An 18,703-nucleotide genomic window follows, 5' to 3' on the forward strand; every position below is an offset into this window, starting at 1 on the left:
TATCATTATTTGTTTCATGCTATCGGCCGTTTTGCATGTAATTTGTTTGTTCACTTTTATTATCGTGCCGATATTTAATTTACTTTAGAGGAAAAACAAATGTATTTAACTTTCATTTTGCCGCATAAATACTGAAAATTTTATGCATTTTATCTGATCAATTCCACCTCGTAGGTGACCTCAAATTTCTCAGAAGGATCCAGCTTTTTCCAGTTTTCAAGTACTCTTTCGATTACCATCTCACAGTACAAAGCCCCTGCTTCAAGAAGAATGAGCTCAACCTTGTTCTTTCCGCTTAGTGTTACAACGTCGCTGTTTCTAAGGGAATTGCAAAGGCTGTCATTAAATTTGGAAACAGCATCTCCAAGCTTTTTACTACCTTCCCCCGGAGATATTGTGAAAATGATCAGGCGGTTTTCTTTTTGATAATTCTGACCAACTCTTGTGAGGAATCTGTAAATGGTTTTAAACTCGTTAGCTGATACCTTATAGGCACCCTTGCCCATACTGCTCTCACCAAGGGTAAGCATCTCCTTCTCTATATCTGAAACAGGATTCTCTTTACCATCCTTATCCTTCTTGTCTTCAACATAAAGATTGTGCTTATGCTTTCCCTCCTTCTTAGCAGCTGCCAAAGCCTTGTCGGCCTTTCTGTAAAGCGTAAGAAAATCAGTGCCCTCGTCCGGAGCCATAACAGCACCTACAGACACACCAAGAGGAATATTCATATCCTCTCCCATGAACTCCTTAGCTGACTTAAGCAGCTCCTCGTTCATGAATCTTACTTTTCCTTCGATAATCTCTTCACTGCTGACATTCTGGCAAAAGGCAATAAATTCATCTCCACCCATTCTGCCTGCAATATCGTTATTTCTTACAGCCGCTCTTACAATCTCTGCAAAGCGGATAAGAATTTTATCACCCATGTTATGGCCATAGACATCGTTAACCTGCTTGAAATTGTCAATGTCTATCATCATAAGAGTGCCCTTTACTTCACGGCACATATCGCCAATCTCAAGCTGAGATGAAGACTTGTTGTAGAGACCTGTCATTGGATCTGTCTCTGTGGGAACCCTGTTGCCCCTTACCTTTTTGACTCTGGCAAAGACTTCTTCAACCTTATCCAGAAGGACATCAGCTCTAAATGGCTTTCTTATCAGATTGATGCTTTTTATATCAACACCCTTTATCTCTATCTCTTCATCCTCTGCAGCCGCTGTCATGAAAATAACAGGAATACGCTCTGCATACTGATGCTGCAAGGTGCTTTGAAGCTCGAATCCCGACATATCAGGCATTTGAAGATTAGAAACTATCATATCCGGTCTTTCTGCTTTATAGATACGAATAGCATCCTTTCCGGATTTTGCACAGAAAGTCTCATAATCCAAATCTAGAATGTGCTTGGTCATTCCAAGTGTAATCTTCTCATCATCAACAATAAGGATTTTTTTCATATTGAACCTCTTTGTGGGTTATCCCTCACCTGAAAATACAACAATCCGTTATATGCATCACTTCTAAGGCACACCTTGGCACCTTCTTACATTATACGAAATAAAATAAAAAAAAGCTTAAATATCCGAAGATTTTAAGCTTTTTTTATCTTTTATTTATTTGCTTGTAGTTGTAGGTGTAATCCTAAAGAAATGGCACAGTTTTCCTGTAAGCTTCTTATTCCTGAGCTTAACATGAGAGGTGTCGGAAAGGTTGGTGTAGCCTTCCGCAAAGCCAAGATTCCAGTCAGTCATTTTTTCATAGTTACTTATGTGGGTTCCGCACACACCGATACACAGATCGGTATAACCTGTCGGCACTGTGATCGAATAGGTCTTGGCGTAAGATACATAGTAGCTATATGTATTACTTCCTATCTTTGCTTTCTGAGGTTTGTATTTCTTCCATTCATTCTCTTCCTGAACAACAACCTCTTGATAGTTAAGGCCCTTCTCGCCGTCGGTTTGAACGCTCTTAAGATTTTCACCGGTCTTAAAATCCACGATGCAGATATCAACGTAATCTATGAACTCATTGCCCACGGTCTTACCGTTATTTATTCTTTTCATGAAGTGCTTGGCAACTTTTTTATTGATCTTACTTGGAATCTGAATCTGTATGGTGATCTTGTAGTTTCCACCGCCGGAACCACCGCCTCCGCCGCCACTCTTGCCACCGGTAGAAAACTTGGTGATCTTGGCATAAAGCTTTTGATATTTACCTGAGCCGGGAAGCTTGGTGTAAAAAGATGTCCAGTTTCCCTTTTTCAGATCCACCTTAACGCCGTGCCTTCTAAGATCATTGAAGGCTGCTTCTGATGATATTGGCATAGAAGAAAATGAAATCGAAAAGATAAGTGCAATTGCAAGAAGTACTCTGAGTATTCTCTTCATAATTATTTCCCCCATAAGACAATAGTTTCATTTATTATATCGGCAGATTCAAAAAATAAATTAGACAAAAGAATCTCAAACTTCCAATATCCCAACTCTCTAAAACATCAGACCTCCAATATCTCAGCAAGGATATCCTGTCTTCTGTCTCTTAGAAGCAAAAGCTTATTAAATTTGTAATATTCCTCAGAACCCTCATTCTGAATGAATTTCAGGCTATAGTGGCCTCCATCAAGTCTTGTAAGGAAAAGAACAAGCTCCTGCTCCTGACCATATACGCTTTCAAGGAAAACAAAAGCATTTTTAAGATGAGCCGATGTAACACCTGCTGCCTCTCTTCTCGCCTGCTCTCTTTTTGCAAACCATTCCTTAATGATCTTCTTGGCATCATCTCTGCTGCCTGCATCAGCGCCTGCAAGCTTACCGCGAAGCTCTGTAAGCGCCTTGGATGTCTGAATAAGTACTATCTCAGACTCTTTATCCATAAGATGCTCACCGGCCTTCATTGCAACTTCATTCTCAAGTTCGCTTGTTCTCTCAGAAAGCTTCTCTAAAATGGACTTACTCTCATCCCCTGCAATTTCTTTAATCTCACTCTGGAGCTTTTTCTGAATTCCAAGGTCTCTGTCATAGTCAGCAAATTCCTGAGTAAGTCTGTCCATAAGAAGATTAAGAATACTAAGCTTCTCATCAAAAGGAGCCTTCTTAAGCTTATCCTTCTCTGCAGGTATGGTTCCTTCAAGAATGTCAGCTATGTTATATACGTCCTCATATTTCCTATAGAGCGCATAATACATGGCAAAGTCGCGGGATATTTCAGGCTCCTGAAGATACTGCCTTGTCACATTCTCATCAATGTCTATGCCAAGCTTCTCGTAAGCTCTTATAAGCTGTGAGAGATCCTCCCAGCCTCTTGCGGTAACAAAACGCTTGCCGTCGATATCGCTTTTTATTCTATAGAAATTGTCCTTGTGGATATCAAGATAAGCTCTGATAGATCCATGAACTCCGGTAACATCTGCATATTCAAAGAAGGCATCAAGGTCCTCTTCAATGTCGATTCTCTTTACACGGTCCAGTGTTACTATATCGAAATCACGGACAGCCTTGTTGTACTGAGGCGGGTTACCTGCTGTTACGATAATGAAACCGTCCGGAACCTTGTGAGCACCGAAGGTCTTATACTGAAGAAACTGCAGCATGGTGGGAACAAGAGTCTCAGATACACAGTTTATCTCATCAAGGAAAAGAATACCTTCCTCAACACCTGTCTGGGCAATCCTATCATAAACAGATGCGATGATCTCACTCATGGTGTACTCGGTAACGGATACCTCTTTTCCTCCATACTCTTTCTTGGAAACAAAAGGAAGTCCGATGGCACTCTGTCTTGTGTGGTGCGTAATTGTATATGAAACAAGATTAACGGAAAGCTCCTCCGCAACCTGCTCCATAATGGCAGTCTTACCGATACCCGGAGGTCCTATGAGAAGTATGGGTCTCTGCTTCTGAATAGGAATCAGATAGTTCCCCATTTCATCCTTTTCTCTGTATGCTCTTATTGTGTTGATAATCTCTCTTTTGGCGTCTTTGATATTCATGTACTTTTCCTTTTTATCTCTATTTACATATAGAAGCTGGTAATTCTTCAGCCCTATTAAATATACAGCATTATTGCCCATTCAGGCATCTTATCGGAGCCGTTCTGTTTATCCTCAGGAAAAACAAAGGCTGTGTCATAGTCTGTAGGCTCTTCAGGATAATCCCCAAAGCCGTCTGTAAAATACATCAAACCTCGGAGATTCTTTAGCTGTCCCTTTTTCCTAAGGTCCCTTACATATTCAAATACTGGTCTGAAATCTGTTCCATATCCTCCGGAAACCTCGAAATGCTCGGCATAATGCTCCATCTCCTCCGGCTTATGGATCACGATGTCCTTCTGAATCCTGTTGTCGCACTCTATAATATGAACATGTATCTCTCTGAAAAAGTTATCACTGTTTCTCAGGATTCCCGCAGTTTCATTAAGGAAGGTCTGCACCAGCTCATCTGAGCAGGAAGCTGAAGTATCTATGGCTATAACAAATTCATCCACCTTATGGGTCTCGATGTATTCATTCTCCTCTAAGAGAGGCATGTTGCCATATAACTCCATACCGTAATTATAAAGCCCATAATCGAAGCTGTCGGGATCTATTCGAATCTCTTCTCTAACCACCGCTATCTGCTTAAGGAATTCGGTATAGTAGACCTTCTCAGCAGTCTCTGCCCTCAGATAAAATGAAAGACCTCCGCTCTCGCTGCTCTTATCATCACCGATACTGGCAAGATCACTCTTTATGCGCTTAGCAGTATTCTTCCAGAATTCTTCGAGTTCCTGTTTATTGGCTTTCCTCATGCGAAGCTGCATTTGCATATCGATGTCGGGCTTATCCTTACTGTCACTGTCATTCTCTTTGTCTTCAAGCCTGTCCCAAAATCCGTGATCGTCTAATTTAAACTCACGGCAAAGCCTGTCGAATTCCCGCTCCTCCAGTGCTGTCTCGGGATTTGCCTCAAGCTCCTCAAGATATCTGCATATTCTCTCAGCTGTAAGGACCTGAACATCACTTTTTAGTCTGTCGTACCATCTGTCACGAAGGTCTGAACTTACTCTGTAGATGCACCGGTAATCCATTGAATCCAGAATGTTCTCAACAGCCATATCGCAGGCCAGATTCCACAACTCCTCGTTATCAAACTCATAGCTTCTGTACATGTGTCTGAACATACAATGAAGAAGCATGTGAAGATATGTCCTGTTCAACTTGGAGGGTTCCTCCACAAAGGTCCTTCTCACATAGTCAGGATTATAGAGTACGCTCTCTGCATCCGTTCCTACAGTGGTTGTGGACAGCTCCGCTCTTTGCTCAAGTACAGACAAAGCAGGTGCCATGAACTTCATATCAAGCAAAAGTTCTGTCTTAACTGCGCTCCATATTTTATTTCCAATTGTTTCAAGTTCTGCTTTTTTCATATATCCAGCTCTAAAAAGTTATCCTGCTTCTCGCTGCCGCTCTGATACTCCATAAGCATGCTGACAAGCTCTGTTCTGTCAAGCTCTGCGGCCTCTGCGATTATGGCAGAAGTATCGCCTTCCGGTATCAGCTTCTCTTTAATATAATAGCTGACCTGATCGGTCACAAGTCCGCTAAGTTCTGAGTTAGTATCTGATATACTCTTACCCTTAGTACCAAGGGATCTTATGGACCTCACAAGATTCTTTTTGGCATTTTCATAAAGCCAATCCCTATACTGAGTCTTAGCATCCTCTGACAACTCATAAGGGAATTGCAAACGTGACACAGCTATCATCTCGGCGGTGACACTGTCGTCAGCAGACACCTTTGTAAAGAAACTGTCGTACTCCCTAAAGTTGATATTGTCCGCCTTAACACACTCGCGGTAGGCGTATCCAGTACCCTCAATGGCAAACTGAATGGTCCTTGCCATGGTGTTCTCCACAAAGTCGTAGTTAAACCCCGGGAAAACAAGAACAGCTTCGCCACCCGAAAGATGCAATCTGAATCTAAGCCTTCTGTCATTATCTTCAAGAATTCTTCTGACCACGTAATAATTCTCATGCTCAAAAGTTACATCTATCTCTTCAAGGCTCTCGCATTGCCTGGTGCTACCATCAAGATATTCACTGACTGAATCTGTCAGCTGTATTCTCCTTAGCCTTCCACAGTTATGAAAAGCAAAGCCAAGGATAGTATGAATGGAAGAAGGTATAATAACCTCCTCTAAATCCTTCCTTGAAGAAAATGCATGGTTACCAATGATTTTCACAGGGAGACTTATTGCTGCTCCCACATTATTCCCCCGCACTTCCTCCGCAGATACTTCGCCATTTACTATCGATTCCGGCACTTCAATTAGGTCCGGTATCACCAGCTGTCTGCAGGGCTCATCCAGTCCCTTTAACACTATATATTTTGCCTGAGAGTCATTCCTCTCACATTCTACTTCATACTTAAATTTCATTCTATCGGTCCGCAAACTGAATCTACATATTCAGCTATATCATTAAAATCTATCTGCAACTTACCTTCATATACACCTATAGGTATATTATCATCAAATCCGTATATGGTGATGTCATCATCATCATTCTCATCAAAGCTATAGACTATTACGTTCTTTTTCCTGGGATCTACAAGCCAGAATTCCTTAACTCCGGCGTATTTATACTTCTTGGCCTTGATGAACCTGTCCTTCCTTGATGTGGACGGCGAAATAATCTCCGTCACAAAATCGGGATTACCATAAATTCTTTTCTCTGTAACCTTATCCGGATCACAGACTATGAAAACATCCGGCTGAAGTATCGTCTTATCATCCTTATCCAGCTGAACATCTGCCGGTGCCATAAAAGGAATGCACCTGCCCTTATTCCCTCTGATAAAATTACGAATCTGTGCATACAGCTCGCCTATTATCAGCTGATGTCTCATGGTTGGCGACTCCATATAGAAAAAATATCCATCTATAAGTTCTACCCGAACATCATCAGGAAGCGCTTCGTAATCCTCAAGACTATATTCGCCCTGCCTCTTCCCATTAAAATGCTCCAAATCCACCTTCTTACCACTGCCAAATATAAACGCCGGTTCCTCGCTAAGTATACCGCCTCGTCCTTCGTCCGATTTGGAAAACTGAGGTGATACGCCGCTTACAGAAGGCGCCAGCACCCCCTGAAGCATAACAAGAGTGTCGTGTCTGGGGGATTTAGTCTCTCCGTTAAATATCTTCTGAATAGTACCAAGAGGCACTCCTGACTTCTCGGATAGCTGTTTATATGAATAGCCAAGCTCACGCTTTCTCTCTCTCATCTCATCTATGGTCATCTCAGTTACCTCCATCTGAACTCACAAAACTACCCGCGAATTATTAGCCAGCGGTTATATTTCGGGTGATCTGTATGATAGCATAAAAATAACCGAATTACAACCTTTTATTTAAAACGGTTATAATTCGGTTATGCATCCATTTTATTGGATTTTATGCTCAAATATGGCACATTGTCAGTCGGTTATTATGTCAGCCATAAAGAGCCTATCCGGAAAGTTCCGGTAATAGGTGAATTAGGAAAGTACCATAGCGTCGTTTACTTCATCATTTCCTGCTTCTTCAAACTTCTGAAGAAGATCGGCAACCTTGAGGTTCTTCTTTTCTTCGCCTGATACATCATAGATGATCTTACCTTCGCTCATCATGATAAGTCTGTTGCCGTGAGCGATGGCATCCTTCATGTTGTGAGTAACCATAAGGGCAGTAAGATTATGCTCCTTAATGATATTCTCTGAAATCTCAAGAACCTTCTTGGCTGTCTTGGGATCAAGAGCAGCTGTGTGCTCATCCAAAAGTAAAAGATCAGGCTTTTTAAGAGACGCCATAAGAAGTGTTACGGCCTGTCTCTGTCCACCTGAGAGAAGACCAACCTTACTTGTAAGTCTGTCCTCAAGTCCAAGGTCAAGAGATTTTAAAAGCTCCTTGTACTGAGCTCTCTCGCTATTATTGATACCGCTCTTTAAGCCTCTGCTCTGTCCACGTCTTGCAGCCAGGGCAAGATTTTCCTCAATCTGCATTGTAGCAGCAGTTCCCATCATGGGATCCTGGAAAACACGACCGATATACTTTGCTCTCTTGTATTCAGGAAGCTTTGTGATGTCGTGTCCGTTAAGTACGATGGAGCCCTCATCGATGGGCCATACGCCTGCAACAGCGTTAAGAATTGTTGATTTTCCTGCACCGTTACCACCGATAACAGTTACGAAATCTCCATCATTAAGAGTAAGGTTTACACCGTTAAGAGCGACTCTTTCGTTAATTGTACCTTTATTGAAAATTTTTACTAAGTTCTTAATCTCTAACATATCTTATCCGCTCCTTATCTCTGCTTGACCTTGATTCCAAGATATCCCTGAATAGCAGGAATTCCAAGGAATACAGCAACAAGTACCGCACTGAGAAGCTTAAGGTATGTTGAAGGAAGACCAAGCTGAAGTACTACGGCGATTACGATATAGTAGATGATGGCACCTACAACGGAAACGCCCATACGTACTGCAAAGTTGTGTCTTGATCCGAAAATAACCTCACCGATAATAACAGCTGCCAGACCGATTACGATAGCACCACGACCTGCATTGACATCGGCATTACCCTGATACTGTGCATAGAGACCGCCTGCAAAAGCAGTAAGTCCGTTACTTACAATAAGTCCGATTCTGATACATCTTCCTGTGTTGATACCCTGGGCTCTTGCCATGTTCTGGTTACAACCTGTTGCACGAATGGCAGATCCGATCTCACTTCCAAAGAACATATAAAGAAAGAAAATAATGATTCCTACAATGATTACGCTCATGAGAATTGAGTAGTTGATGAATCTGAGACTTACAATAAGCGCATACTGGTCAACGCTGATAGCCTGGTTTGATTTTCCCATGATAGCCAGGTTAACTGAGTAAAGGCCCAGCTGTGTAAGGATACCTGACAAGATGGGAGGTATTCTGAGCATTGTGTGCAGAAGACCTGTAACATAGCCTGCCACCATTCCTGCAAGGAATGAGCAAAGAAGTGACACATATACGTTGTGGCCTGAGAGCATCATCATTACGCATGTTGCTCCGCCTGTGCAGAATGAACCGTCAACTGTCATATCCGCATAATCAAGGACTTTAAAAGTAAGAAAAACACTGATAGCCAGAATTCCCCAAATAAGTCCCTGTGCCACGGAACCCGGCAGTGCATGTAGTAGTGAAACCATAACCTAACTCCTTAATATAGAATTTCGCTTGCGAAATTCACGCGCGCGAGTGATGCTGCGAAGCAGCAAATTACCTTGTCACGAGCTGCGCATCCCCGCGGAGCGCTTATTTGCTAAAGGCAAATAAGAAGGTGCCCGCGACTTTGAGCACCTTCACTCTTTCAAAGAATTATCTTTTCATGTAAGACTGCTTACTCACCCATCTCGATTGCTACAAGACCCTCAAGAAGGCTCTCGTCAAACTCGATAGCTGCTGCTGTCTCAGGGTTGTATTCGTTTGTGATACCCTCTGAAACATACTCGATAGGCATCTCTGCGGGGTTCTTGCCATTTACAAGAATCTCGTAAGCCTGCTTACCTGCTGTTACGCCAAGATCGTAGTAGCTGATTGAAAGTGTAGCAAGACCGCCGTTCTTACACATGTTCTCCTCACCACAGATGATGGGAAGCTTTGCAGGCCATGCTGCGTTCTTTACGATTGACATGTTATCAGCGATTGTGTTGTCTGTAGGAATGTAGAGGCAGTCGCTGTTAGCAATAGCGTTTGTTACAACTGACTGGATCTCATTTGAATCAGCAACTGTGTACTCCTTGTAGCTGATTCCTGCAGCATCAAGTGCAGCTGCTGCAAGGTCTACCTGGAACTTGGAGTTTGCTTCTGATGAGCAGTAAAGGATACCAACCTGCTTAGCATCGGGAACGAGCTTCTGAAGAAGTGCGATCTGCTCATCAACGGGAGCAAGGTCAGAAGCACCTGTTACGTTTGTTCCGGGTGCGTTATTGTCATTGATAACACCGGCAGACTTGTAATCTGTGATTGATGTTCCAACTACCGGGATATCACCTGTAGCTGCTGCAACTGCCTGAAGTGCAGGAGTAGCATTAGCCATGATAAGGTCATCCTTGTCATTTACGAATTTGGTTGCGATGGTAGCGCAGTTAGCCTGCTCACCCTGTGCGTTCTGATAGTCGAACTCTACTGAATATCCATCAGCCTCAAGTGCTGCCTGAAGGCCTTCTTCAAAGCCCTTTGTTGCGGCATCAAGTGCAGGATGCTCAACGAGCTGGATTACACCTACGTGGAATGTTTTGCCTGCTTCAGCCTGTGCTGCATCGTCTGTGCTCTCTTCTGTAGTTTCAGCAGCTTCCTCAGTGCTCTCTTCTGCAGCAGCTGTCTCTGTAGCTGCCTCTGTCTGAGTCTCCTCAGTAGCTGTAGTGTTGCCACCTGCTGTGCGGGCACAACCTGCAAGGCTGAAAATCATTGCGCCGCTAAGAACTGCGGCAAGAATCTTCTTTTTCATATCTGTCCTCCTCGTCTTATGATACATGCAAAAGCCAGCAGTAATGCGGCTTCACATAGCATGTTCAACTAAAATGTTTTTCTTTGACACTTTAAACCGTCAAAGTGAATATTTATTATAATATCTCAAACATTTGATTTGGTCAATAAAAAAGCAGCGATTTTTATCACTGCTTTTTAGAAAATCTTATTTCTGGTTTTCTCAAATCCTTCTGTAAGTTCTGAAGGTATAAGTTGTATCAAAATATGCCTGCTCATCGCTCTCTTCTGCAAGTTCCCACTCAGGATCCTCATCGAGATTTGTGAAGAAGCGATCTGCCTCAAAAGTACGATCAATCTTAGTCACAATGCAGGTATCGCACATGGGAAGAAGCTGCTCGTAAACATTGGCTCCGCCTATGCAATATACGATGTCTGTATCATACTCTGCGATAGCATCCTTAAGTTCATCCAGATTGTGAACAACGGTGGCATTTTTTACCACATAATCAGGATTGGTTGAAAGGATGATGTTTTTCCTGCCTTCAAGGGGCTGCTGTCCGGGAAAAGTCTCAAGAGTCTTCCTTCCATATACAAGAACCTTACCCATGGTCTCTGCCCTGAAATTCTTCATATCATTGGGAATTCTGATAAGAAGCTGTCCTTTGTTGCCGATTCCCCAATGCTCATCTGCTGATAAAATAATTTTCATGTAATCCTCCGGGTTATTATTCTGGCTTTTATTTTGATGATACTCAGAATTGCTGCGCTGTTCCAGCTCCCGCAATTCTACCAACATCATATCGCTATCGGAATATCTTTTATCTGATCTCCTGCTACCTCGTAGTTCTCAAGAGATACGTCATTCCTTGTGAATTCATAAAAATCATGAACATCAGGGTTAAGCCTGAAGGTAGGTGCCGGCTTAGGTGTACGGCTAATAAGCTCTTTTATGAGATCCACGTGTCTGTCATAGATATGTGCATCTGCAATAACATGAACAAGCTCTCCCACATTCATATCGCATACCTGTGCAAGCATGTGAACAAGCACAGAATACTGAACAACATTCCAGTTATTTGCGGCAAGAACATCCTGTGAGCGCTGGTTAAGAACAGCATTAAGTGTGAGTCTGTCCTCCCCCTTTTTCTGTGTCACATTGAAGGTCATGCTGTAGGCACAAGGATACAGGTTCATCTCTGAAAGATCCTGGTGTACATACATGTTAGTCATGATTCGTCTGCTGAAGGGATTATTCTTAAGGTCATAGATAACTCTGTCAACCTGGTCAAACATGCCTTCTTTATACTGATGCTTAATGCTCATCTGATAGCCGTAGGCTTTTCCGATGGAGCCTGTCTCATCAGCCCACTCATCCCAAACGTGGCTGTGAAGATCATGAATGTTGTTGGACTTCTGCTGCCATATCCACAACATCTCATCCGTTGCACTCTTAAGAGCAGTTTTCCTAAGGGTCATAATAGGAAACTCTTCTGCCAGGTTATAGCGATTAACTACGCCAAACTTTTTGATAGTATATGCAGGTGTTCCATCCTCCCAATGGGGACGAACCTTCTCTCCCTCGGTACTTGTACCGTTTTCAAGGATATCCTTGCACATATTTATGAAAATCTCATCAGCTTTACTCATGCCTCTCCTCCGGGTAAAACACCATCGCGTCTAAAAGAAAACTTAACCTACTGAATACTTCGCACCGGATACAGTCTTCTTTTTAAGAAGCTTCTTATACTTCTTGTTAAGAGTCTTGTTGGGGCTCTTAAACTTAACCTTCTTGTTTACTCTTTTGAAAGCACCACTTCCGACTTTCTTAAGATTCGTTGCTTTGATAGTTACGGTCTTAAGATTAGGACAATTATCAAATGCATTTGATCCGATAGAAGTTACGTTAGCTCCGATCTCAACGGATGTAACTGTCTTATTGCCGGCAAATGCCTTGTTGGAAATAGCTGTAACCTTATAGCTTGTACCATTGATCTTTACATTTGATCCGATCGTTACCTTCTTGGTAGCCTTGTTCTTATTTGCAAAACCAAGAACTGTAACAGTACCTGTTCCGTCACCCTTAACATTGGTAATCTTGTACTTGAGACCTGAAACATCTGACTTTGTTGCCTTTTTTACAACCGATGTCTTATATGCACCGGTATAGACACATTTTGTAACTTTGAAATCATAATCGAATTCAGAGTGATACTCTTGAAGGCATCCCAGCTTTATTGTTACTTCCTTAGCGGGATAGCCAAGAGCGACCAGATCTGCATCGTTTGCAGGAAGAGAATACTCTTTTGCTCCACCGTTTCCGATATATTTTGCTCTGGAACCATTAGCGGAGAACAGTCCTACCTGGAAACCGTCAAATGATCTAAGTGAATTGTACTTATTTGCATACTGTACATTATCCCAGGTGAGCTTAAGAGCACTGCCTGTATTCTTCACATTGAAGTTATCTGCAGGTCTGAATGCCACAAATCTCATCTTAAGTTTATTTTCCATTTCTAATTTCTTAGTAGCATCGCCATCATTGGTATTTACTCTGATGTAGTACCACTCACTCTTTGCAAGTCCGCTTAAAGGAAGCACGATATCAACAGTATTACCAAATGTCTCTTTTTTGCACTGAGTACCCGGACCACCTGTCGAAGTACCGTCGACAACATTGCCATAATTATCCATAACCTGAACAGTAACCTGGCTATATGTGCTTGAACTATTAACCATGGATTCAAAACTCAGAAGATGAATACCCTCCTGACTGTCGGCCTTAAACTTATAGTAATATTCCCTGGTCTCGCTGACTTCCTTTTCAACATACTCCTCCTGATTAGTCATAGTAGTAGCATGTGCCTGATCTCGACCTCCCTCAATCAGTTCTGCTTTGGCACTTAAAGGCATTGCACAGATCATAGCTGCGCATGCAAGAGCCATAATTATTCCTTTTCTCATACACTTGTCTCCTATCATAATGAACTCAGTTCCCTGCATTCATTATATAATCCCCATTTAGATTATTACGCAAAACGCAAAGAACCTAAAACCATCATTTAGTTTACCATATATAGAGCCAAAATGTTAGTACTAAAACGTTTAACCCCTAAATGTAGTGAACATTAATAAGCCCCATTGTCCAATGACAATGAGGCTTAATTTCTCAGGTTCTACATACAGATCATTCCCATTTATCGCAAAGTGCAATTATCTGATCAGCGAACTTTGCTTTATCTTTATTGGTCATGCCTTCGCTTCTTGCAATGATTGCAGTAAGCCTAGCACCTGCTGCCTTAAGTCTTGTAAATACATCAGATACAAGCTTCGTGGATTTCTTGACAGCTTCCTTGGGAATACCTTCCTTAATTATCTGACCTGAGATAAGGTCAAACTCTGTTCCGCTATAGGGTGCGTAGGAACTGTATCCGTATTCATCCCTAAGGCAATTGGCAAATGATGTACAAACTCCGTCTTCACCATGAACTATGAATACTTTTTTCGGTCTTTCCTTAAAACCCTGTAACCAGTCGATCAGACCGTTCTTGTCGGCATGTCCTGAAAGTCCGGTAAGTTTACAGATCTCTGCGCGCACATCCACAGTCTCGCCAAAGAGCCTTACCTCTTCTGCGCCGTCAATTATGGCACGGCCCGTAGTTCCAACTGACTGATATCCCACGAAAAGGATGGTGGATTCTTCTCTCCACAGATTGTGCTTAAGATGATGTCTTATACGTCCTGCCTCACACATGCCTGATGCAGAGATGATAACCTTGGGTGTATCCTCTTCATTTATAGCCCTTGATTCCTCTGTTGTAATCGCAAGATTCAGCCCGGGGAAGGAAATGGGATTGATGTGATTTTTCACAAGCTCCATGGCTTCTTCATCGTAGCATTCCATGGCATGATCCGTGAAAACCTCTGTAGCTTCAACAGCCATGGGCGAATCCACGTAAACAGGGAAATCATCTACCGCAGTAACAAGGTGCTCCTTTTTTATGGTCCTTAGGAAGTACAGCATCTCCTGAGTTCTGCCAACTGCAAATGACGGAATTACCACATTTCCGCCTCTTGCAAAGGTTCTGTTCAAAATCTCAGTGAGCTCTTTTACATAATCCGGCCGCTCTTCCCCATGATATCTGTCACCATAGGTTGACTCCATAACCACATAGTCAGCGCTTGTGGTGAGCGCAGGGTCCTTGATAATGGGCTGATCGTAATTACCGATATCCCCTGAAAATACTATCTTTTTATCTACGTTCTTTTCATTGAGCCACACTTCTATGCTGGCAGAACCAAGCAGATGCCCGATGTCTGTGAACCTGATCTGAACACCTTCACATATATCGATCTTAGTACCATAATCGCAGGCCACAATATGGCGCAGAGTATTATCCGCATCTTCCATTGAATAAAGCGGCTCTATCTGCTTGATGTCCTTATTTCTTTTTCCTTTACGGCTTCTCCACTCAGCCTCCTGCATCTGAATATGCGCACAGTCTCTTAGCATTATGCTGCAAAGATCGGCGGTTGGTCTTGTCATAAATATTTTCCCGCGAAAACCTCTGGCATAGAGAAGCGGCAAATTGCCCGAATGGTCTATGTGGGCATGGGTCAAAAAAACATAATCGATCTGGGCCTCATTGACCGGTAGATCGACATGCTCAAAAGATATTCTTCCCTGCTCCATTCCGTAGTCAACCAGAATGTGTTTTCCGCAGGCCTCAATGTAGTGGCAGCTTCCTGTAACTTCATGATCTGCACCAATGAATCCAAGTTTCATAGGCACCTCCTTCTAGCTTAGCAGATTACTCTGTTTCGTCCGCTTTCTTTTGCTTGATACAGCTTCCTGTCAGCATCCTGCAACAGCTTTTCCAAATCCATTCCGGTGGAATAGCTGGCCGAACCGATTGAAACCGTAACCGGTATCGTTTGCCCCCTGAAAACAAATTCATGCTCTTCTATAATGCGGCATATTCCTCCAATAGCCATGCAAAACGAAGGATAAGTATATTCTTCGGGATTTATCAGAATAAATTCCTCGCCGCCCCATCTGCCAACGATCATGCCTTGATCCATGGCGGGTTTTAATATCTTTGAAAGCTCTTTTAATACAAAATCCCCGGCAAGATGTCCGTATGTATCATTAACATTTTTGAAAAAGTCCACATCCATTATGGCGATGCTAAGAGGGAATTTCCTCTCCGACTGAACTTTTATCTCATTTTCAAGAACCCGCTGGGTACGTTGTCTGTTATAAAAACCGGTCATCTGGTCATAGTCCGCTTTTTTCATAAGAGCTTCATTTCTGCGTCCCACGCGGCTGGTGTACATTCGCGTATAGACCATAACCGAGAAGAAACCGATTATTGAGTTCAGACAATAGATAACTCTCTGTGCCATCTGCGAGGGATGGAAATGCTTTGGGAATATGTCTTTCCACGTAAGTACAACCAGCGCAATATATGTGAGCACAAGGAGAACCGCATAAATCTGGCTTCCTTTTCTCTCTTTTTCCTGAAGTATTGGTGAAACAAAGGGAACAAATATGGCGCAGAAAAGCCCGAAGAGCCACTGATAGAAGCCGCACTCTCCGCCCATGAAAATCGTCGCGCAAACCGCATGGACATAAACCTCCCACAGGCATATCCACGCTGCAACAAGCACATTACCTTTTCTGACAAAGTAATTTGCGATAGCATAAGTAAGCATGCTGAAGATATTTATGATCACCATGGGGTTATTTTTGAAGCCTATATAACATAATTCAAGCACAAAATGTATCCAAAAGAAGTTAATGACTATGCTGTTTACCACAAGCACATCCTGAAAATCGCCACTTACTTCATCCTTGTACACGCGCCTGATTTTGTTTTTCGTAATCTCGGATTTCGTCATGAAATCATCTCCTACTATATACATTAATTTTAATTCCATGTAACAGTGGATGCAAATTAAGAAAATATAAAAAGGCTTAACAATTGGGGTTGTTAAGCCTAAATTTTGCTTGTTTTGAATAGATGTAATTAGAAAAGTGTCCGATATCATCTGTCTGAAGATTTGCTATTAGCCGTTCTGCGATAGGCGATAAATCTGCTCCGACTATAGCTTGCGATCGGATGCCATAAGGATACAATTTCCGCCGCCGGGACATCTGACAATTCTTGTGTGTGCGAAAATGGTCTTGAGGCTCTCGTTTGTCATGTGCGTTTCCATGGAAATGACATCATGAGCCTCGTTAATAAGATTGAGCGCATAGATGCCGTTTGGTCTTAGCATAGAATAGACCTGCCTTAACGCGTCCCTTGATAAAATTGCCTTCGAAGCAGCGCTTCCTGTATAAGCATCAAAAATAACAAGATCATAAGCCGCATAATTACTGTTTTGCCTGATAAACTCAAGGCCGTCCTGAATCTTTATGGTGAGCCTTTTGTCATTCGTATCCAGGGCAAAATACTTCTTTGCCAGATTCACATATCCGGCATCAACCTCGACTACCGTCATGGTCCGCTCCGGATGATCTTTTAGGAATATCTTTGGAAATACAAAGCCGCCTCCGCCTATCAGCAGAGCGTTGTTCAATCCTTTGTGGTGCTCTGTCATAAGCTTCAGCGTCCGCATGTACTTAAACAGCGGATCCTTATCACCATGCTCATCCAAATACATCCCGGATTCCCTCACGCCGTCATAGAGCAAAAGCCTCACCGCTCTTCCATCTTCAATTGTATCTCGTATCTCTATGTGCCTGTCCTTCGACCTGAACCTGGTCCTGGGAAACAGGAACAACATGAATTGTTCAAACAGAGTCATTCTATGCTCCTATGATGTATTGGAATGGTGTGCGTATCTGGTGTTGTTTCCATGATGACATATTTGATTGTAATTTCCAAGGCGGCCTCCAAAACGATATTACGATGGTTCTAGCATAGGCCTGTCTGCTGCTTTTTCAATTTTTCAAATTCCAGCATGTCAGAGAATACTCACACTGTTATGATGATTCATTCCCTATGGCACGTAATGATAGTATAACTACTTGCATTGACTGTAATTACGCACCCATCGATGTGAACGTACCAGTTTTTGCCCTGTCTTTCTATAACTGCGTTTGCATCAAGGATTTTCTCCCTACACCACGCAACTACATCACTATCTCCAAGCCCAAGGTTCCTCCTGATCCTGTCCACTCCCATTTCAGTTGTATGTACTCTATCAATATTTGCTATCAGTATATTCTCCATAACCGGTCTCCCTTTATCTAAGTCAGACAATTCCGAAATAGACTCAAAAATAAGCCTAAATAAAATTGACGAGCAGCCCACCCATAGAGTATATTATAACAGTTAGCAGAAGTGATGGAATTGGCAGACATGCAGGATTTAGGTTCCTGTGCCGCAAGGCGTGAGGGTTCAAGTCCCTTCTTCTGCATTTTATTTTGTCAGTATTTATAGAGTGTTATGGAAGTACCGAAACACTAGATAGATACTGATTTTTCTTTTCTTTCACTTGTTTTATTGAGAGTTATTATTTACCACCGAAAAGCACCTTAAAACATAGTTAATGTAGTCAGAAATGTAGTAAAAAAGATACGGCGTGTGGGTTCAATCTCCTCTCCGCTTCGGTCGGCGCAAAGCCGACGTTCCCCGAACGTCGTGCGCCCCATCTTCTGCATTAATTAATATCAGTGTTTGTGTAGTATTATAGATGTATAAATACTATATGAATACTGATTTTTTTAATCCCATTTTACATTTGCGTTGTTGTAAAAACGAATACTTGGAGACAGGTATATAAGATAGAAATATACATAAAAATTATATATCTTTTTGTAAGCGACTGAGCGAGACAGGTATATAAGGATAGAAATATGATGCACTTTTATATACTTTTTTCTGTGCTTTATGGTCAAGTCCTTTATTGTGTGTAAATTACCTTTAGGTATCCAATTGTCAGGCCGCTAAAAGTCGTTGCTGTTCCTTTGCAATCTCTATCAGTTTCGCTGACGAGTTGTTCAGCTCATCAAAGTCTTTTCTGGTGAGTGATATCTTATTCTGAGCCATATACATGTCATTTTGCTCAAGTAAGACACTTCCCATGATTCTGATAATGGATTGTACATTTGGAAATACACCGATCACATTTGACCTGCGTTTTATTTCCTTGTTGAGCCGTTCCAGATAGTTTGTAGTTCTATAGAAACGTCTCATACGCTCAGGG

Annotated in this window: 17 protein-coding genes and 1 tRNA gene; 1 reads left to right on the top strand and 17 read right to left on the bottom strand. The window is 42.2% G+C overall.

Annotation, left to right across the window (positions count from 1 at the left end; genetic code table 11):
• Positions 1-149: 149 nt before the first annotated feature.
• The 16 genes from G603_RS0114830 to G603_RS0114905 form a co-directional block, all read right to left on the bottom strand.
• Positions 150-1,460: a diguanylate cyclase response regulator gene (locus G603_RS0114830; protein ID WP_026670705.1), complete on the bottom strand. Its 1,311-nt coding sequence runs from the start codon at positions 1,458-1,460 to the stop codon at positions 150-152.
• 156 nt (positions 1,461-1,616) lie between these two features.
• Positions 1,617-2,393: a hypothetical protein gene (locus tag G603_RS0114835; RefSeq protein ID WP_026670706.1), complete on the bottom strand. Its 777-nt coding sequence runs from the start codon at positions 2,391-2,393 to the stop codon at positions 1,617-1,619.
• A 107-nt stretch (positions 2,394-2,500) separates the two neighbouring features.
• Positions 2,501-3,994, bottom strand: coding sequence for an ATP-binding protein (locus tag G603_RS0114840; RefSeq protein ID WP_026670707.1), 1,494 nt, complete (start codon positions 3,992-3,994; stop codon positions 2,501-2,503).
• A gap of 56 nt (positions 3,995-4,050) precedes the next feature.
• Complete coding sequence (locus tag G603_RS0114845) at positions 4,051-5,409, bottom strand: vWA domain-containing protein (protein WP_026670708.1); 1,359 nt, start codon at positions 5,407-5,409, stop codon at positions 4,051-4,053.
• Positions 5,406-6,419, bottom strand: a complete 1,014-nt coding sequence (locus G603_RS21690; protein WP_051207953.1) for a leucine-rich repeat protein — start codon at positions 6,417-6,419, stop codon at positions 5,406-5,408. Before G603_RS21690 ends, G603_RS0114845 begins: the two co-directional genes overlap by 4 nt.
• Positions 6,416-7,282, bottom strand: coding sequence for a Uma2 family endonuclease (locus G603_RS0114855; RefSeq protein WP_035793480.1), 867 nt, complete (start codon positions 7,280-7,282; stop codon positions 6,416-6,418). Before G603_RS0114855 ends, G603_RS21690 begins: the two co-directional genes overlap by 4 nt.
• A gap of 237 nt (positions 7,283-7,519) precedes the next feature.
• Complete coding sequence (locus G603_RS0114860; RefSeq protein ID WP_026523144.1) at positions 7,520-8,311, bottom strand: ABC transporter ATP-binding protein; 792 nt, start codon at positions 8,309-8,311, stop codon at positions 7,520-7,522.
• A gap of 14 nt (positions 8,312-8,325) precedes the next feature.
• Positions 8,326-9,207 (bottom strand): ABC transporter permease, encoded by an 882-nt coding sequence (locus tag G603_RS0114865; protein WP_026670710.1) that lies wholly within the window; start codon positions 9,205-9,207, stop codon positions 8,326-8,328.
• A 191-nt stretch (positions 9,208-9,398) separates the two neighbouring features.
• Entirely contained in the window at positions 9,399-10,508 is a 1,110-nt protein-coding gene (locus G603_RS0114870; protein WP_026670711.1) for an ABC transporter substrate-binding protein, read from the bottom strand.
• Between the two features lie 201 nt (positions 10,509-10,709).
• Complete coding sequence (locus G603_RS0114875) at positions 10,710-11,198, bottom strand: dihydrofolate reductase (protein WP_026523141.1); 489 nt, start codon at positions 11,196-11,198, stop codon at positions 10,710-10,712.
• Positions 11,199-11,284: 86 nt separating this feature from the next.
• Complete coding sequence (gene thyA, locus G603_RS0114880; RefSeq protein WP_026523140.1) at positions 11,285-12,136, bottom strand: thymidylate synthase; 852 nt, start codon at positions 12,134-12,136, stop codon at positions 11,285-11,287.
• 42 nt (positions 12,137-12,178) lie between these two features.
• A complete protein-coding gene (locus G603_RS0114885; protein ID WP_026670712.1) occupies positions 12,179-13,450 on the bottom strand; it encodes a leucine-rich repeat protein in 1,272 nt (423 codons plus the stop codon).
• Between the two features lie 223 nt (positions 13,451-13,673).
• A complete protein-coding gene (locus G603_RS0114890) occupies positions 13,674-15,272 on the bottom strand; it encodes an MBL fold metallo-hydrolase RNA specificity domain-containing protein (RefSeq protein WP_026670713.1) in 1,599 nt (532 codons plus the stop codon).
• Positions 15,273-15,289: 17 nt separating this feature from the next.
• Positions 15,290-16,387: a GGDEF domain-containing protein gene (locus G603_RS21695; protein ID WP_026670714.1), complete on the bottom strand. Its 1,098-nt coding sequence runs from the start codon at positions 16,385-16,387 to the stop codon at positions 15,290-15,292.
• Between the two features lie 204 nt (positions 16,388-16,591).
• Entirely contained in the window at positions 16,592-17,299 is a 708-nt protein-coding gene (locus tag G603_RS0114900; protein ID WP_026670715.1) for a spermidine synthase, read from the bottom strand.
• A 188-nt stretch (positions 17,300-17,487) separates the two neighbouring features.
• Positions 17,488-17,727: a DUF3781 domain-containing protein gene (locus tag G603_RS0114905; RefSeq protein WP_026670716.1), complete on the bottom strand. Its 240-nt coding sequence runs from the start codon at positions 17,725-17,727 to the stop codon at positions 17,488-17,490.
• Between the two features lie 105 nt (positions 17,728-17,832).
• On the opposite strand from G603_RS0114905, the gene G603_RS0114910 reads away from it, so the two are divergent.
• Positions 17,833-17,914, top strand: a tRNA-Leu gene (locus G603_RS0114910).
• A 521-nt stretch (positions 17,915-18,435) separates the two neighbouring features.
• Here G603_RS0114910 and G603_RS23325 read toward each other — a convergent pair.
• Positions 18,436-18,703, bottom strand: a 268-nt coding sequence (locus G603_RS23325) for a transposase (protein ID WP_026670717.1), incomplete at its 5' end; no start/stop codon positions are given.

This window comes from Butyrivibrio sp. AE3006 (genome assembly GCF_000424165.1).
Taxonomy (GTDB): Bacteria; Bacillota; Clostridia; order Lachnospirales; family Lachnospiraceae; genus Butyrivibrio.

Coding starts and splice junctions, on each gene's coding strand:
- G603_RS0114830 (WP_026670705.1), bottom strand. CDS start 1,460: ATGAAAAAAATCCTTATTGTTGATGATGAGAAGATTACACTTGGAATG.
- G603_RS0114835 (WP_026670706.1), bottom strand. CDS start 2,393: ATGAAGAGAATACTCAGAGTACTTCTTGCAATTGCACTTATCTTTTCG.
- G603_RS0114840 (WP_026670707.1), bottom strand. CDS start 3,994: ATGAATATCAAAGACGCCAAAAGAGAGATTATCAACACAATAAGAGCA.
- G603_RS0114845 (WP_026670708.1), bottom strand. CDS start 5,409: ATGAAAAAAGCAGAACTTGAAACAATTGGAAATAAAATATGGAGCGCA.
- G603_RS21690 (WP_051207953.1), bottom strand. CDS start 6,419: ATGAAATTTAAGTATGAAGTAGAATGTGAGAGGAATGACTCTCAGGCA.
- G603_RS0114855 (WP_035793480.1), bottom strand. CDS start 7,282: ATGACCATAGATGAGATGAGAGAGAGAAAGCGTGAGCTTGGCTATTCA.
- G603_RS0114860 (WP_026523144.1), bottom strand. CDS start 8,311: ATGTTAGAGATTAAGAACTTAGTAAAAATTTTCAATAAAGGTACAATT.
- G603_RS0114865 (WP_026670710.1), bottom strand. CDS start 9,207: ATGGTTTCACTACTACATGCACTGCCGGGTTCCGTGGCACAGGGACTT.
- G603_RS0114870 (WP_026670711.1), bottom strand. CDS start 10,508: ATGAAAAAGAAGATTCTTGCCGCAGTTCTTAGCGGCGCAATGATTTTC.
- G603_RS0114875 (WP_026523141.1), bottom strand. CDS start 11,198: ATGAAAATTATTTTATCAGCAGATGAGCATTGGGGAATCGGCAACAAA.
- thyA (WP_026523140.1), bottom strand. CDS start 12,136: ATGAGTAAAGCTGATGAGATTTTCATAAATATGTGCAAGGATATCCTT.
- G603_RS0114885 (WP_026670712.1), bottom strand. CDS start 13,450: ATGAGAAAAGGAATAATTATGGCTCTTGCATGCGCAGCTATGATCTGT.
- G603_RS0114890 (WP_026670713.1), bottom strand. CDS start 15,272: ATGAAACTTGGATTCATTGGTGCAGATCATGAAGTTACAGGAAGCTGC.
- G603_RS21695 (WP_026670714.1), bottom strand. CDS start 16,387: ATGACGAAATCCGAGATTACGAAAAACAAAATCAGGCGCGTGTACAAG.
- G603_RS0114900 (WP_026670715.1), bottom strand. CDS start 17,299: ATGACTCTGTTTGAACAATTCATGTTGTTCCTGTTTCCCAGGACCAGG.
- G603_RS0114905 (WP_026670716.1), bottom strand. CDS start 17,727: ATGGAGAATATACTGATAGCAAATATTGATAGAGTACATACAACTGAA.